Annotated in this window: 12 protein-coding genes and 1 pseudogene; 3 read left to right on the top strand and 10 right to left on the bottom strand. The window is 63.7% G+C overall.

What is annotated here, in order from left to right; all coding sequences use genetic code 11:
• Nucleotides 1-9 precede the first annotated feature (9 nt).
• Nucleotides 10-981, top strand: coding sequence for a helix-turn-helix domain-containing protein (locus ACVWZA_RS16685; protein ID WP_457312391.1), 972 nt, complete (start codon nucleotides 10-12; stop codon nucleotides 979-981).
• A 173-nt stretch (nucleotides 982-1,154) separates the two neighbouring features.
• Nucleotides 1,155-2,450 (top strand): glycoside hydrolase family 130 protein, encoded by a 1,296-nt coding sequence (locus tag ACVWZA_RS16680; RefSeq protein WP_457312390.1) that lies wholly within the window; start codon nucleotides 1,155-1,157, stop codon nucleotides 2,448-2,450.
• Nucleotides 2,451-2,842: 392 nt separating this feature from the next.
• Here ACVWZA_RS16680 and cobA read toward each other — a convergent pair whose 3' ends face one another.
• The 9 genes from cobA to ACVWZA_RS16635 form a co-directional block, all read right to left on the bottom strand.
• Entirely contained in the window at nucleotides 2,843-3,625 is a 783-nt protein-coding gene (gene cobA, locus ACVWZA_RS16675) for a uroporphyrinogen-III C-methyltransferase (RefSeq protein WP_457312389.1), read from the bottom strand.
• A complete protein-coding gene (locus ACVWZA_RS16670; RefSeq protein ID WP_457312388.1) occupies nucleotides 3,618-6,203 on the bottom strand; it encodes a molybdopterin-dependent oxidoreductase in 2,586 nt (861 codons plus the stop codon). The genes cobA and ACVWZA_RS16670 overlap by 8 nt, the downstream gene beginning before the upstream one ends.
• Nucleotides 6,200-6,544, bottom strand: a complete 345-nt coding sequence (gene nirD, locus ACVWZA_RS16665) for a nitrite reductase small subunit NirD (protein ID WP_457312387.1) — start codon at nucleotides 6,542-6,544, stop codon at nucleotides 6,200-6,202. Before nirD ends, ACVWZA_RS16670 begins: the two co-directional genes overlap by 4 nt.
• Entirely contained in the window at nucleotides 6,541-8,997 is a 2,457-nt protein-coding gene (gene nirB, locus ACVWZA_RS16660; protein ID WP_457312386.1) for a nitrite reductase large subunit NirB, read from the bottom strand. Before nirB ends, nirD begins: the two co-directional genes overlap by 4 nt.
• Complete coding sequence (locus tag ACVWZA_RS16655) at nucleotides 8,994-10,202, bottom strand: alginate export family protein (RefSeq protein ID WP_457312385.1); 1,209 nt, start codon at nucleotides 10,200-10,202, stop codon at nucleotides 8,994-8,996. Before ACVWZA_RS16655 ends, nirB begins: the two co-directional genes overlap by 4 nt.
• Entirely contained in the window at nucleotides 10,202-11,488 is a 1,287-nt protein-coding gene (locus tag ACVWZA_RS16650; RefSeq protein WP_457312384.1) for a nitrate/nitrite transporter, read from the bottom strand. Before ACVWZA_RS16650 ends, ACVWZA_RS16655 begins: the two co-directional genes overlap by 1 nt.
• A 189-nt stretch (nucleotides 11,489-11,677) precedes the next feature.
• Nucleotides 11,678-12,895: an ABC transporter substrate-binding protein gene (locus ACVWZA_RS16645; RefSeq protein ID WP_457312383.1), complete on the bottom strand. Its 1,218-nt coding sequence runs from the start codon at nucleotides 12,893-12,895 to the stop codon at nucleotides 11,678-11,680.
• Entirely contained in the window at nucleotides 12,892-13,470 is a 579-nt protein-coding gene (locus tag ACVWZA_RS16640; protein ID WP_457312382.1) for an ANTAR domain-containing response regulator, read from the bottom strand. Before ACVWZA_RS16640 ends, ACVWZA_RS16645 begins: the two co-directional genes overlap by 4 nt.
• Before the next feature lie 51 nt (nucleotides 13,471-13,521).
• Entirely contained in the window at nucleotides 13,522-13,998 is a 477-nt protein-coding gene (locus tag ACVWZA_RS16635) for a hypothetical protein (protein ID WP_457312381.1), read from the bottom strand.
• A gap of 298 nt (nucleotides 13,999-14,296) precedes the next feature.
• Here ACVWZA_RS16635 and ACVWZA_RS16630 point away from each other — a divergent pair.
• Nucleotides 14,297-14,471: pseudogene (locus ACVWZA_RS16630) on the top strand (transposase); the annotation flags it as partial.
• Nucleotides 14,472-14,667: 196 nt separating this feature from the next.
• Here ACVWZA_RS16630 and ACVWZA_RS16625 read toward each other — a convergent pair.
• Nucleotides 14,668-16,161, bottom strand: coding sequence for a tryptophan halogenase family protein (locus ACVWZA_RS16625; protein WP_457312380.1), 1,494 nt, complete (start codon nucleotides 16,159-16,161; stop codon nucleotides 14,668-14,670).
• Nucleotides 16,162-16,224 lie beyond the last annotated feature (63 nt).

The following is a 16,224-nucleotide window of genomic DNA, read 5'->3' as shown; positions in this document are numbered from 1 at the left end:
AGCGCGCAAATGACGATTACGGCTATTGGCCAGCGAAACGCGGCCAAACCGCATTTGCCGGGGTCGCTCATCCTGCCCCCCGGCATGACGGTGCAATATGAGCAGCCGGGCGCCGACCTTATCGACCACATCACCGGCTATCATGTTTACGGGACGGAAGGCCCCGACGCGATCAATCAGATCGATTGGTTTCTGCCGGGAACCGCTAATATCCGTGTCACGCAAAATGCGGGGCCGATCGAGGTCAGCATCGGACGTCGGACATTCGCTCCCCTGCCCGAAGCCAGCCTGTTTGGCCCAACCAGTCGCGCGATTCGGGCCCAGACCAATGGCGGCGTGATGATCGGCATCGGCATCAGCGCACTGGGGTGGGCGCGATTGAGTCGGCGATCTGCGGAAGATTTCCACAATCGCATCGTGCCCTTGTCGGAAGCCCTGGGGCAAGGGTTCGCCGATCGACTGGTACAGGAACTGAGCGAGTCCGGGGTCAGCCCGACGGTCAGACCACAGCTCGACAAATTATTGCTGCCGATGCTGAGTCTTGCCCATCCCGACGAACCGATGATCCGCGAATTTGCCACCTTGCTGATGGTCGAAGGTATGATCGACGTTGCTGTCGCCGCTCGCAAGCTGGGCATTTCGACTCACAGCCTGCGCCGGATCGCGACGCGCTATTTCGGGCTGGCACCAAAGGTCCTGCTGATGCGTGCCCGGTTCCTTCGCTCGCTGATCAAGCTCATGACGAGCAACGACCGTCGCGATTATTCGGCTATCGACCCCAGCTATCACGACGCATCGCATTTCCTGCGTGACTCGAACACGTTCCTGGGCATGACGCCGCGCCGTTTCCTTTCGCTCGAGCGGCCGTTCCTGGATGCGAGCATTCACACGCGTGCCGCGGTCCTGGGATCCGCCACTCAGGCGCTGCATGATTTCAATCTTGCACGCGAGTTGCTCGAAACGCCTCGACGGACGGATTAGCGATCCCCTTGGACAAGCGCGGCCGAATACCTGCCGTTTGACCGGCGAATCCGCCTTCGTGCCGCTCGCGTGTCAACCAATCGTCAAATAACGACGCTGCGCGCCATTTTATTGGGCAACCAAAGTCTCTCCAACGGGTAGAGAGGGCACGGACGCGCAGCAAAGGATCGCAAATGGCCGGAACCGATATCATGACGCATTCGGCGCTGATCCTGCGGCCGGATCCGGCGCGCACCGTGATCAGGCCGTTCTCGCTCGAAGACCCTGCCCCGTTCCTCGTTAAGGATCATCCGCGCGCGGAGCGCATCATCGCGCGGGTCATGTCGCTCGACAATGATGAGTTACGCACCGAACTCGACCGGGTCGTCACCTCGCTGTCCGAACGTCACCGCGATGTCGAGGAGACCTTGCTTCGCCGATTTGCCGAAATCGAGGCGCTAACGGCCGAGGAGGAGAGACTGGACCGCGATCGCTCCTTGTTGATCGGCGCCTATTTCAGCGAAGAATATTCGTTCGAATCCGCCGCCTTGTTCAACCCGAGCGTTATCCTGCACCCCGACCAGTCGGATCTGGCGGATGGCACGATCCGCTTTGCCATGTCGCTACGTGGGATCGGCGAGGGTCATGTGTCGTCGGTAACGTTTCGCTGCGGCACTTGGGCGGCGGATGGCTATGTGACGGTCGACCCGCCGAGCGCCACCGTGGTCTCGCCGCGGATCAAGTCGGTCCAGGGCAATGGCGACGACGCGATCACCCAGATCGACTTTCCGGGCAGCAAGGAGCCTTCGGAAACCGTGCTGTTCCCGGTCACGCCAAGCCAGCACCAAGGGATCGAGGATCTGCGCATGGTGCGCTTCATCGAGGACGATGGCGGCATTCACTATCTCGGCACATATACCGCATTCAGCGGGTCGGTCGCACGATCGGAACTGCTCCGCACGCATGATTTCCGGACGTTCGAGATGCACCCGCTGCATGGCGCCGCCGCCATGGCCAAGGGTATGGCGCTGTTCCCGCGCCGGATCGACGGCCATTATGCGATGCTCAGCCGCCAGGATAACGAGAATATCTGGCTGATGTATTCGGACGACCTCTACACTTGGGACGGCGGCGAAAAGATCGTCACGCCAAAATGGTTCTGGGAATTCGTCCAGATGGGCAATTGCGGGTCGCCGATCGAGATTGAGGAGGGCTGGCTGCTGCTGACGCATGGCGTGGGCACGGTACGCAATTACTGCATCGGTGCTTGCCTGCTCGACAAGGATGATCCGTCGAAGGTGATCAAGCGCGTGAAGCTGCCGCTGGTCCATCCGAGCCCCAAGGAGCGCGACGGCTATGTGCCCAATGTCGTTTATAGCTGCGGCGCGATGGTCCATGACCGGCGGCTGCTGCTGCCTTATGGCGTGGCGGACAGCTTCACGACCTTTGCCAGCGTTGCGCTGGACGATCTGCTGGCGGTGATGGTCTGACGTTTCAGGACCCGTGCGCGGGACCATTGCGCGCAGGGCGATCCTGTTTGCGACGATGAGAAAGAGCAAGCCGGCATAGGTCCGGCAGGAAGTACCACACCATAAGCGGCACCATGGTTGAATCACTTGCGCGCGACAGAGCCGGGTGCTGGAGTGGCGAGATATGTTACACCAGTGATGTTCCATTTCTCAGGCTGCCATCTCACGACGAAAGCAATATAGTTCTTTATATATCATGTGCTTAGTTAAAAACGAACAACGCTAGACGGCTCCAGGAATTGGAGAGATATGGGACATCAAATCCGGTCCGAAATCGCTCGGGTGCTCGCAGGCGGACATCGCTCGGCAAGAAATGAAACGGCTTGAAAGCTCGGTGCCAATCCAGGCCAGGCTCAGCTGTGCCGGGCGGCCGCGGACGCGATCCTGACCAAATCCGCCACCGGCTGTGCCCGCACCGCTTCGCCGATCAGGATCAGCGCGGGACCGGCATCGGGCGTCCGGTCGATCGCCAGCGCGAGCAAGTCGAGCCGGGTGTGGAGCAGGCATTCGCCGGGCAGGCTGACATCACTGGCAACCAGCACCGGCGTTGTCGGAGCGAGCCCATGCGCGATCAGATGCTGACAGATTTCGGGCGCTGCGGCGCGGCCCATATAGAATGCGAGCGTTGCCGTTGGATCGGCCAACGCCGCCCAGTCGAGATCCAGCGCTTCATCGGCGCGCGCATGGGCGGTGACGAAGCGTAGCTGCCGCGCTGACCCGCGCAACGTCAGCGAAAGGCCGGCGCTGGCCGCCGCCGCGCTGGCCGCAGTGATGCCCGGGCACACGCGAACGCGAATGCCGTGCCGAGCGAGAGCGGTTATTTCCTCCGTCGAGCGGCCGAAGATCGACGGGTCGCCCCCTTTCAGCCGCACGATCCGTTCACCCGAGACGGCGGCCTCGACCAGCATCGCATCGATCGCCGACTGCGTCCGCGAATGACGCCCGGCGCGCTTGCCGACCGAAACGCGCACGACATGGTCAGGGATCAGGTCGAGCACCCCCGGTCCGACCAGCGCATCATAAAAGACGATGCTCGCCGCCGCGATCAGCCGTTCGGCCTTGCGCGTCAGCAGGTCGGGGTCGCCGGGACCGGCGCCGACCAGCCAGACGTCACCGGGCGCGATCAGGTCATCCATGAGCGTGATCCTTTTGCGTTTCCAACAGGGCAGCGATGGCCGGGCGGCACGACCCGCAATTGGTGCCCGCGTTCAGTGCAGCGCCGATCGATTCGACATTGACCAGCGATCGTTCGGTGATCGCCTGCAGGATCGTGTTCAAACCGATATCGAAGCAGACGCAGACGATCGGCCCGCGATCGGGCGCGGGGGTGGCGGGACGGCCGGCGAGCAACTCCATCGGCGACGGATCAGGCGCGCCCAGCTGATCGATCAGCCATTCGCGCGACGGCAGCGTTGCGCTGCGCGCGACGAACAGAGCGGCCTGCAGCACGCCGCGCGCCAGCACCGCGGAACGCACGACGCCGCGCCGCGCGTCGATCATCTCGGCACGCTCACCGGGCGGCAACAATGCGGTAAGCTCCGCCGGGTCGCCCTGGCCGGCCAGCTCGGTCAGCCAGCCATGCGCGGTGCGGACATGCGTCCAATAGGCGCAATCGGGCTGGGCCGGTCGGTCGCGCGTGACCAGAAAACCGGTCCAGTCGGATTTATAGGCCCTGACCGTCGCCGGAGTATTCTTGAAACCCGGCTGACCGGAAACCGGATCGCGATCCGGCCCCGGCAACAGGCCGGTGCGGCCGCCAGCGCTGACCTGGTCGGTCCAATGGATCGGCACGAACAGTTCGCGGCGGCGCTGGTCGGTTGTGCTGGCGACCCGAAAAATGCTCGCGCCCTGCGCCGTCTCGACTCGCGCCAGCCCACCGTCGACCAGCCCGTGACGCTGCACGGTATCGGGATGTATTTCGATCAGCGGCTCGCGGCGATGTTGCGACAATTTTGCCGAAAGCCCCGTTCGGGTCATCGTGTGCCACTGGTCGCGGTAGCGCCCGGTATTGAGCCGCAACGGGAAGGCGCGACTCTGGTCGGCGCGCGGCACGTAGCGCACCGGCACCATCCGCGCCTTGCCATCGGCAGTCGGATAGACACCCGCGGCGAAAGGCGAAGCGCCGCCCCATTGGAACGGCGCCATCGCGGCATAGTCCGCATCGCCGATCGTCGCCCGGTCTGAAATATCGAGCATGCGAGCCCCATCATTCTCGAATCCCGTTTGCGCGGCGAATTCGCGGAAGATGCTCGCCGCGCCGGGGTAATCGAAGCCGGTAAAACCCATGCGCTGCGCCACTTCGGCGATCGCCCACCAATCAGCACGCGCGTCACCCGGTGGGGCGAGAAAGCCGCGCTGACGCGAAACGCGCCGTTCCGAATTGGTCACTGTGCCATCTTTTTCGCCCCAGGCGAGCGCGGGCAGTCTCACGCTGGCATAGAAACCTGTGTCGGTCGTCGCGATGCAATCGGACACGACGACGAACGGGCAATTGGCCAGCGCGACCCGCGCCATGCGCGCATCCGGCAGCGACACGGCGGGGTTGGTCGCCATGATCCACACCGCCTTGATCTTGCCCTTGGCCATCGCGTCGAACATGTCGACCGCCTTCAGGCCGGGCCCGGAGCACATGGTCGGTGATTGCCAGAAGCGCCGGGCGCGATCGCGCTCCGCCTCGCTGAACCCCATATGCGCGGCGAGCATCGAGGCGAGCCCGCCGACTTCGCGCCCGCCCATTGCGTTGGGCTGACCGGTAATGCTGAACGGCCCGGCGCCCGGCTTGCCGATACGGCCGGTCGCCAGATGGACATTGATGATCGCATTGGCCTTGTCGGTGCCGCTGGTCGATTGATTGACCCCCTGACTGAACAGCGTGACGGTGCGGGGATGATCGATGAACAGGTCGTAGAATGCCTGCAGGTCGGCAGGTGAGATATCGCAGATGCCGGCGGTGTCGGACGCGACGACAATGTCCCAGAAACCGTCGGGCACGCTGACATGATCGGCGAGATATCGCCCATCGAGCCGCCAACTCGCTTTAAGTTCGGCAAGCAACCCGTTGAACAGCGCGATATCGGTATCGGGCGCGATCGCGAGGTGGAGATCGGCGGCCTGTGCGGTTTCGGTTCGCCGCGGATCAATCACGACCAGCTTCGTGCCGCGCGCCGCTCTCGCCCCCTCGATCCGTTGCCAGACCACCGGATGGCACCAGGCGGTGTTCGATCCGACCAGGATGATCAGGTCGGCGGTGTCGAGGTCGTCATAACCGCACGGCACGACGTCCTCACCGAACGCGCGAATATGCGCGGCAACCGCGCTAGCCATGCACAACCGCGAATTGGTGTCGATATTGGCAGTGCCGATAAAGCCTTTCATCAGCTTGTTGGCGACGTAATAATCCTCGGTCAGCATCTGGCCCGAGGCATAAAAGGCAACGCTGTCGGGGCCATATTCGGCGATCGTGCTGGCGAAGCGGCTGGCAACGAGATCTAACGCCTCGTGCCAGCCGGCCCTCTCCGAACCGATCATCGGGTGCAGCAACCGTCCTTCCAGCCCGATCGTCTCTCCGAGGTGCGTCCCCTTCGAACACAGCTTGCCGCGATTGGCCGGATGATCGGCATCGCCGGCGATCGTCGCGGCGCGTCCGGCACCGGGCGTGGCGAGAACGCCGCAGCCAACGCCGCAATAGGGACAGGTGGTTCTGACCGGGGTCAAACGACCCCCGCCAACGCCGCTGCCCGCCCGATCAGGATGCGGCCGCCGTCGATCTTGACCGGGATTGTCGGCACGCAGCCCTTGTCCTCACCCAGCGCTTCGCCGGTGACCAGCGAGATGCGCCAATTGTGCAAGGGGCAGGTCACCGTCGTATCATGGACGATCCCCTGGCTCAGCGGCCCGGCCTTGTGCGGGCAGGCATTGACCAGCGCATAGACATCGCCGTTGGCGGTATGAAAGATGGCGATCTCCCGCCCGCCCTTCACCGGCAAGGTTCTCGCGCCCAGTGCGGGGAGCTGATCGACTGGCCCGATATCGAGCCATTCGCCATGGACCGTCACGCCGGCACCATCGGACGGATTTCAGCGAGATGTTGGTGGAGCTTATAGTCCTCTCCCGCCGCGCGTTTGGCCCAGGGGTCGTCCTGCATGAAACTTTGCGAGTAGAGAAAGCGCGCGCGCAACGCCTCGCGCCCGGTCGTATCCTCAACGATACGCTGCTTGATATAATCGACTCCGACACGTTCGACCCACGGCGCGGTGCGGTCGAGATAGCGCGCTTCCTCGCGGTAGAGCTGGATGAAGGCCGCGCAATAATCGAGCGCTTCCTGTTCGGTAGCGACCTTGCACAGCACATCCGTCCCGCGCAGCTTAATGCCGCCATTGCCCCCGATCGACAGCTCGTAGCCGCTGTCGACGCAGATCACGCCGAAATCCTTGATCGTCGCCTCGGCGCAATTGCGCGGGCAGCCACTGACCGCGATCTTGAACTTGTGCGGCATGAAACTGCCCCAGGTCATTTTTTCGGTCAGGATGCCGAGGCCGGTCGAATCCTGCGTGCCGAAGCGGCACCATTCCGACCCGACACAGGTCTTCACCGTGCGCAGCGCCTTGGCATAGGCGTGGCCGCTGACCATCCCGGCGGCGTTGAGATCGGCCCACACCGCGGGCAAATCCTCTTTCCTGATCCCGAAGATGTCGAGCCGCTGGCCACCGGTCACCTTGACCATCCGCGCCTGATATTTCTCCGCGACGTCGGCGATCGCGCGCAGCTCCTTCGGATTGGTCACGCCACCCCACATGCGCGGAACCACCGAATAGGTGCCGTCCTTCTGGATGTTGGCGTGCATCCGCTCGTTGACGAAGCGCGACTGATTGTCGTCGACGAACTCGCCCGGCCAGGCGCAGAGCAGATAATAGTTGAGCGCGGGGCGGCACGAGGAACAGCCGTCAGGCGTGGTCCAGTGCAGCGCCTGCATCACTTGGGGAATCGCCTTTAGCGACTTTTCGATGATCAGCCGGCGCACATCCTCATGCGTGAAGCTGGTGCATTTGCACACGGTTGGCGCGGTGCGCTCGCCGGCAAAACTATCGCCCAGTGTGAGGCTCAGCAGTCCTTCGACCAGCCCGGTGCATGATCCGCATGAGGCCGATGCCTTGGTACAGGCGCGCACCGCGTCGAGCGTTTCCGCACCGCCGGCGATCGCGGCGACCACCCTGCCCTTGTTGACGCCATTGCAGCCGCAGATTTCGGCGTCGTCCGCCATTGCCGCGACTGCCGCATTAGGGTTTGCCGATGCCCCTCCTCCCGAAGCAAAGGCCTGACCGAAGATCAGCGCGTCGCGGATCTCGGCGACATCCTCCTGCCGCTTGAGCAGGTCGAAATACCAATTGCCGTCCTGCGTATCGCCATAGAGCACCGCGCCGATCACGCGGTCGTCCTTGACCACGACGCGTTTGTAGATGCCGCGCGACGCATCACGCATGACGATGTCCTCGCACCCATCGCCACCGGAGAAATCGCCGGCCGAAAAGACGTCGATGCCGGAGACCTTGAGCTTGGTAGAGGTGACCGAGCCGGTATAACCGCTGGGCGTCGCGACCAGCCCGTCGGCCAGGCTGCGGCACATCTCCCATAACGGCGCGACCAGGCCGTACACCAGGCCATTATGTTCGACGCATTCGCCAACCGCGATGATATTGGCGTCGGAGGTGACGAGGTGATCGTCGACATGAATGCCGCGCCCGATCGCCAGCCCGGCATCGCGCGCCAGCTTCACATTGGGGCGGATGCCGACCGCCATCACGACCAGCGTGCACGGAATGTCGCGCCCGTCCTTCAACCGCACGCCCTCGACCTTGCCTATGCCGTAGATTTCGGCGGTGTCGGCACCGGTCAGGATCACCTGCCCCCGGGCCTCCAGCGCCTCTTTCAACAACCAGCCCGCCGCCTCGTCGAGCTGCCGCTCCATCAAGGTCGGCATCAGGTGCAGCACCGTCACTTTCATGCCGCGCAGTGACAGGCCGTGCGCCGCCTCCAGCCCGAGCAGGCCGCCGCCGATGACGACCGCGTCACCGCCACCCGACGCCGCCCGCAGCATCGCGCCGACATCGTCCATGTCGCGGAAGGTGACGACGCCCTGCAGATCATGCCCCGGACATGGGATGATGAACGGGTCGGAGCCGGTGGCGAGCAACAGCTTGTCATAGCTTTCGACACGGCCCGAACGCGCGGTGACGGTCTGAATCTCGCGGTCGATCGCTACCACCGGGTCGCCCGCGACGAGATCAATCGCATTGTCCGCATACCAGCCATGATCGTTGATCACGATGTCGTCGAACGACTTGTCGCCCGCCAGCAGCGGCGAAAGCATGATGCGGTTATAGTTCACGCGCGGTTCCGCGCCGAAGATCGTGATGCGGTATTTCCCCGCATCGCGCGCGAGGATTTCCTCAACCGCACGGCAGCCGGCCATGCCGTTGCCGATCACGACCAGGTGCGGCTTCGCGGTCATATTGCCCACTCCAGGGAGAGCCAGAGCTTGCTGGTATCGGTCGCGAAGCGGTCCGCTTCATAATCGGCATATTTGACCAGAGCGGTGTAGCGGCCGCGTTTCAGTGACGCCTGAACGTCGATCTCGTCACCATAATGCTGGCCGAGCCGGTCGCTGTCGAAACGATGATAGGCGGCGGTGAGAGCGATCGCATCGAACGGCCCCTGCTTCTTCCAGCCATAACCGACCGATCCATAGGCATCGCGCAGACCATTCGGCGGAGTAATGAGGAACTTGTCGGCCCAGCCATTGAACTTGTGCAGCGTGGCGAGCGGCGTCTGGAAGCTGGTCAGGGTGAGGCCATTGTCCGCGCCGAGCACTTCATACCCGCCGCCGACCTTGAACGCCTGCACGTCGAGTGCGACATCCGCCGCATAATAGCTTGCGGCATAGCGGTTCGAATTGCGCGCATAATCGCTCTGCCGCGCATAGCTGGCGGCATAGTTGAGCTTGACGGTTTTCGACAGCGGCAGCGCGCCGGCAAAACGCGCGCCATAGGTCTGGCTGCTGTTGCCCAGCACCAGCGGCCTGTCCTGGTCGATCAGATAGGCAAAGCCGGTCAGCGTGCCCAACCGGGCCTTGTAAGCGAGCGTCGCGAAGATATTGTCGCCGCCGATCCCCTGATAGCGCGCCGGCCCGAACCGGTTGCCGCCATCGATCCCCCAAATGGTGCGGGTATCCCAGGCATAGGTGACATCGGCCCTGAGGTTTTTGATCCCCGACCATTCGACTCGCGCGGCATCGAAAGTCTGTTCATTGTCGCGCCAGGCGACCGATCCAACGAAGCGCTGGTCATCAAGGTTGATGCGCTGACGCCCCACGGTAACGATCGTGGCGGGCAGGCCGCGATACTGGAGCTGTAGCCGGTTGAGTTCGACATTCTGCGGATCGGGCACGATCGGGTAGCGAGTCTTGCCGTTCAGCCCGTTATTATAGGCCGGGTCGATCGCCAGCACCGCTTCGCTTTCGGCGAGCAGCGTGAAATCGCCCGATATTGCCTCGAACCCGGCGCGGATCCGTGCCGTGACCGCGTCGGCGTCGCGGGGCAGCGGCGCCTGTTCGACATGCTCGTAGCGCAGCCGCGCATCGACGATCGGTTTCAGGACGAGGGGGTCGGCAAGGGCTGGCGTCGAGACCAGCCCGAGCAGCAGGATCGGCGCGCGCATCAGATCCGCACCCCATCCAGTGCCGCGCCCCAGGTCGAGCGCCAGCGTTTCTTGACGATCGACAATCCCGCCAGCGCGACGAACGCCAGCCCGGCGAAAATCAGGAAGCCGGTCGAAGTGCTGCCGGTCAGCTGTTTGGCGAAACCGAGCGACGAAGCGAGGTAGAAGCCACCGACACCGCCGCCAAAACCGACCAGCCCGGTCATCACGCCGATCTCACTACGGAAACGCTGCGGCACGAGCTGGAACACCGCGCCATTGCCCGCCCCCAGCGTCGCCATGACCAACAGGAACAATGCCAGGGTGACGGCGATCGACGCCGGTGCGGTGCTGATCGCGACAAGAGTCACACCGGCCAGCGCATAGACGCCGGTCAGCGTCCTGATCCCGCCGATCCGGTCAGCCAGCGCACCGCCAAAGGGACGCACCAGCGATCCGGCAAACACCGCCGCGGCGGTGCAATATCCGGCGTACACCGGGGTCAGCGCGAACCGGTCCGTGAAATAGATCGAAAGGCTGGCGGACAGTCCGACAAACCCGCCGAACGTCACGCCATAAAAAAGCATGAACCACCAGGCGTCGCGTTCCTTGAGCACCGCGAGATACGCCGTGACCGGCTTGGGCGCGGGCTGGCTCGGCGAATCCTTTGCCGCGATCTGATAATAGACCAGGACCGCCGTCAGCGGGATCACCGCCAGGCCGAACACCGCGTTCCAGCCGAACAGCTTGGCGAGGACCGGCGCGAACAATGCGGCGAGCACGGTGCCGGAATTGCCCATCCCGGCAATGCCCATCGCCTTGCCCTGATGCTCGGGCGGATACCAGCGGCTGGCGAGCGGCAGCGCGACCGCAAAGCTCGCCCCGGCAAAGCCCAGCACGACACCGACTGCAAGCGTCCCGCCATAGCTGTTGACGCCGAGCACCCAGGCCGTCGTCAGGCCCCCGATCACGATCACCTGCCCGATCGTACCGGTTCTTTTGGGGCCGATGCGATCGACCAGCACGCCATTGACCAGCCGCAGGATCGCCCCGGCCAATGTCGGCACGGCAACCATCAGCCCCTTTTGCGCAGGCGTCAGGCCGAGGTCGCTGGCGATGATCGGCGCGAGCGGGCCGAGCAGCACCCACACCATGAAGGCAAGATCGAAATAGAGGAAAGCCGCGATCAGGGTCGGACGATGTCCGGCCTGCCAGAAGCCGCCATTTTTCGCCGTTGTCGGTATTGCCACCGGATCACGCAGACTTCCATCGAGTCCCCGCTCCAGCACTGCCTGCAATTGCGTCATCGTCCCGATCCCCTTCGAGCAAACGCAAAAAAGCCGCCGCGACGACCGTTTGAGAAACGGTGCCGGACGGCGACTTTGCCAAATTTTCGGTGATGCCGGGTGCTACGTCGTTGCAGCGATCCAGCGGTCGGATACAAAGCTGACGGTTATGGCAGCACGATGCAAGAACTTTTTTGCAGTGCAGCGCAATCAGCGCTGCCTGACCTCCCTAAGATACTGATCCAGCGCGTCCGGATCGAAACTGCGCGCGTCGAAAAAGCGGTCGGCGCCAAGGATCAGCCGCCCCTGCGTCGTGCCTACACCTAATGATTCGGCGATACCGCCTTCCAGTTTTGAACTGGCCCCCGGCAACGGCACGCCGAGCGGCCGCAAGGCTGCGCGATAAATATCCGGCCTGAAAACATGCTGCGCCGCACGATAATCATCGTCGTTGGGCGTGACATGGCCGGCAACGCACATCTGTGCATAGAGCCATGCCGCCTGGCTGACCCAGGGAAAGTTTGCCGCTTCGCGGTGCTGGAACATGAAGTCGGGCACATGGATCGATGCATGGCCGCGCGCGAACAATATCTGGTCGGATATCGCTCGCCCGATCAGTGTTGCCGACCCGTCGAGATATTCGGGACGGGCAAGGATCGCCGCGATCTCGTCGAGCCGCGCCGGATCGACGAATGCGATTCCGGCGCGATACAGCGCGCGGATCAGCCTTTGCGCCAGATCGGGATCCTCCTCCATCCGCGCGGTGCGCATCGCCAGCACCTTCTCCACGCCGCGCAGCCAGATTTGCGATGTGACCGCGACGATCACCCCGACGCCGCGATCCACCGCAACGCTGTTCCACGGTTCGCCGACGCAAATCCCATCGACCTCACCGCCGGCCAGCGCGTCGGCGGCAAAGGGCGGCGCGACGGTCACGATCTCGACATCGCCGTCCGGGTCGATCCCACAGCCGACGAGCCAGTAGCGCAGCATGTAATTATGGCTCGAATAACGATGAACCACGCCGAAGCGCAGCGGCTTTCCATCCGCCTTTGCCACGCGGACGATGTCGGCCAGCTTCGCCCCAATCGCGACGACGTCGCCGGGGCCACCGATCGTCGTGACCTGCGCGGCAAGATCCGGGCGTAGCGTGATCGCGTTGCCGTTCAGCCCGAGCACGAACGGCACGGACAGCGGCGTCGCGGGGCGACCTAGCCCCAATGTCGTGGAGATGGCGAGCGGCGCCAGCAGATGGGCCGCGTCGCTATGGCCATAGAGCAGCCGGTCGCACACCGTCGCCCAGCTCATGTCGCGCACCAGCGTCAGGTCGATGCCTTCGGCCTCCGCGAAGCCAAGCTCATGCGCGAGGATCGGCAGCGCGGCATCGACCAGCGGCAGAAAACCGATGCGGAGGGGCGTGTTGCTCATAAATCCCCCATCAGCCGGTTGGCGGTGACGATCGCATCGGCGACATCGCCAATACGCCGCCCGCTATCCATCGCCGCCTTGCGCAGCGCCGCATAGGCGGCAGGTTCGTCGATCCCGCGCTTCGTCATCAGCAACGCCTTGGCCTGATCGATCGCGCGACGATCGGCCAGCGCGTTGCGGGCTTCATCGAGCTCGGTGCGTAATCTCGAATAAGCGCGAAAGCGGCGAATCGCGAGTTCCAGGACGGGCCGGATCCGTTCCTTCTTGAGGCCATCGACAACATAGGCCGAGACCCCCGCATCGATTGCCGCTTCGATCCCGGCGACATCGCTCTGATCGACGAACATCGCCACGGGACGCGCCATTGCGCGCGAAAGGGCGAACGATTCTTCCAGTTCGTCACGGTGCGGATTGGCCAGATTGATCAGCACGACGTCCGGTGCGAATGCTTCGAGCCGGGCGACAATGCCGTGACGATCGGTGAACAACGCGACATCGCTCAGGCCGGCATCGAGCAGACCTTCCTCGATCACCGCTGCGCGCGCGGGGCTTTCGTCGATGATCGCAATCCGCACACGGCCCCCTTTCGCTGCGGCGCAGCATACAGCGGCATTGTTCGGTTACAACTATCGCTTATCCGGCGCGCCCGGAGGCGCGTCGCTGAATTCCGGAAAGATACGCTCGATCTCGGCCTGCAGGTCGCTCGGACCGGGAAGCAGGCCAAAATGATCCAGAACTCGCTTCACCAGCCGCGCCCTGTGCGGGCCGATGCCAGGCATCGTTTCCAGCCCGGGAAAGTCCGGATCGGCAAGCCGGTCCGCCAGGTCACCAAGCGTTCGATAACCCGATGAGGTGAGCCGGTGCCGCAGACCATATGGCAAGACGGACTGATTGACCGGCAGGTCGCGATCCGTCGCCTGAAGGTTGGTCGAGCGCAATCTGGTGCGCGCGCCCTTTTCCCGCTTCAGCGTCCGGCGAATATGGCTGAGCTGGCCGGAGGTGAGACCGAGTTGGCGCCCGATCTGCCGATAGGAAGTGCCCGAAGCGCGCAGACCACGCGCCTGCTCCAGATTCAGGATCGCCTGTTCAGGCTGACTTAGCATGAGTGACCGGATATCCTCTTGGCGGCAAGCGAACCATTGTCGGCTGGGCTCGTGACAAGCGCAATGGCACGTATTCGATATCGGCCGAACGAAGGGCAGCGATACACGCTATCCCGAGAAGATCATTCTCGATTAGAGGCGAGCAGAGTGTCAGCCGAATTCAAGCTGCAGGCGGCGTCGCAGGAGCAGAGGCGCCTGTGGCCAAACCTCCCGCTCCGAGATGGGCGGGATTTCAGCAAATTATTTGATTTCATGGTGGAGCCGTGGGGCCTGTCAGGATGGCCCTGAAGGGCCTATCCCCGAAATGCGGGCGGGCAGCATTGTCATCATCGACAACTTCCCCGCCCACAAGGTAGCCGGCATCCGCGAGTGCCTCGAGACCGCCGGCATGCATCTGCCGTACCTCCCCGCCCTGCAGTCCTGACTTCAATCCGATCGAGCAGGTCTTCTCCAAGGTCAAAGGCTTGATTCGCCAAATGAACCCAGGTTTCTTCGACGCTAACTGCGACGCGCTCAAAATCATCCTCGATAATTTCAAGCCGGTGAATACGCAACTACATCCGCCACTCCGGATATGTCCAAGCCTGACCGGATATGAGTCCAATTGCGATCGCAGCCATTCCCATCAGGCGATGTGCGCACGGGAAGCGTGCCAGGCTTGACTTGCGATCAACCTGCCCCGGACATCGTCGCGCAATGATGCGCAACATAGTCTCCATGTGCGGGCAGCCTAGCTATGTTGGCGGCGATTGACTGTCGAATGTCACGCAGGAAAGCGCGCATCTCTGGGTCCGACAGGCCCTCGGCGAGTGGCGACCAGGCCGTGGGCAGGATGCCCTGGCCGGTCATCACCTGCAGCCAGCCAGGCTCGGTAAACAGCTCGTTGGGCTCGGGCAGGATGCGGCCGGTTTCTCGGAAAAGTGCGATCTTGGTGGCCAGTGCGTCGGGAATATCCATCTCGCGGCACTGGCGCCAGAATGGCTCGTCACGCGCGTTGGCGTGATAGTGGAAGATGAGGAAGTCGCGCACCCGGTCATATTCGGCATGCGTTTGCCGATTATAGGTGTCGCGCATCAACTGGTTGGGGCCGCGCCGGGGAAATGACTCGAGCAGTCGCGCGACCCCCGATTGCACCATATGGATGCTGGTCGATTCGAGCGGTTCGAGAAAGCCGGAGGCGAGGCCCATGCCGACGACGTTGCGTTCCCAGAAATTGTCCCGCTTGCCCGCGGTAAAGCGCAGCGGCCGTGGGTCGTCAAGCGGTGCACCGTCGAGATTGGCGAGCAGCCGGCTTGCCGCTTCGTCATCCGACAGATGCGCCGACGCATAAACCAGGCCATTGCCGACACGATGCTGCAACGGGATACGCCATTGCCAGCCGACCGGCCGCGCCGTCGCACGGGTATAGGGCAGGATCGGGCCGGGCTGTTCGCACTGCACCGCAATCGCCCGGTCGCACGGCAACCAGCGGGTCCAGTCCTGATACCCGACACCGAGCGTTTCGCCGAGCAGCAACGCGCGAAAACCCGAACAATCGATAAAGAAGTCGCCCTGCACCGCACGCCCGTCGTCGAGCAGCACGGCATCGACGTCGCCCGCATCGTCGCGACGCGCATCGACGATGCGCCCCTCGGTGCGCACCACTCCCCAGGGCTCGGCGATACGGCGCAGATAGCCGGCGAGCAGGCTGGCGTCGAAATGATATGCATAGCTGAGACCGGGCGGCGCGAGCGGTGGCCGGGCGAAGCGACCGGCGCAGGCCGCGCTGGCGCTCGGCATGTAATCGAGCAGCGGATCGGCAATGCCCGCAGCGAGGCCACGCAGCCAATAGTGATGAAAGGGGACGACGCCATGACCCCGTCCCACCTGGCCGAAGCCGTGCATATAGCGGTGGCCGGGACGCAGCCAGTCGACGAATTCGATGCCGAGCTTGAACGTTCCCTGCACCGCCGCGAGCATATCGTCCTCGTCGATACCGAGGCCAGCGGTGAGCAGGCGAATTTGCGGAATGGTCGCCTCGCCCACGCCGATCGTGCCGATCGCGTCGGACTCGATCAGCTCGATCCGGGTCGATTCGGGCACGAAGCGCGCGAGCATGGCGGCGGCGATCCAGCCGGCGGTGCCGCCGCCGACGACGACGATGGAGCGAAGCGGATCGATCATGACGGCCCCCTATACACAAAAAACCGCCGCCGGCTTTCACCGGCGGCGAGGGGAGAGGACAGG

The sequence above is a fragment of the Sphingomonas sp. UYAg733 genome (assembly GCF_054057355.1).
Note: the sequence above shows the minus strand (reverse complement) of the source record. Positions and strands in the feature narration are given on the sequence as shown.

Bases quoted from the DNA above. Each gene is read 5' to 3' on its own strand.
- nirB (WP_457312386.1), bottom strand. From the start codon at position 8,997: ATGACCGCGAAGCCGCACCTGGTCGTGATCGGCAACGGCATGGCCGGC.
- ACVWZA_RS16680 (WP_457312390.1), top strand. From the start codon at position 1,155: ATGGCCGGAACCGATATCATGACGCATTCGGCGCTGATCCTGCGGCCG.
- ACVWZA_RS16625 (WP_457312380.1), bottom strand. From the start codon at position 16,161: ATGATCGATCCGCTTCGCTCCATCGTCGTCGTCGGCGGCGGCACCGCC.
- ACVWZA_RS16645 (WP_457312383.1), bottom strand. From the start codon at position 12,895: ATGAGCAACACGCCCCTCCGCATCGGTTTTCTGCCGCTGGTCGATGCC.
- ACVWZA_RS16685 (WP_457312391.1), top strand. From the start codon at position 10: ATGACGATTACGGCTATTGGCCAGCGAAACGCGGCCAAACCGCATTTG.
- cobA (WP_457312389.1), bottom strand. From the start codon at position 3,625: ATGGATGACCTGATCGCGCCCGGTGACGTCTGGCTGGTCGGCGCCGGT.
- ACVWZA_RS16650 (WP_457312384.1), bottom strand. From the start codon at position 11,488: ATGACGCAATTGCAGGCAGTGCTGGAGCGGGGACTCGATGGAAGTCTG.
- ACVWZA_RS16635 (WP_457312381.1), bottom strand. From the start codon at position 13,998: ATGCTAAGTCAGCCTGAACAGGCGATCCTGAATCTGGAGCAGGCGCGT.
- ACVWZA_RS16655 (WP_457312385.1), bottom strand. From the start codon at position 10,202: ATGCGCGCGCCGATCCTGCTGCTCGGGCTGGTCTCGACGCCAGCCCTT.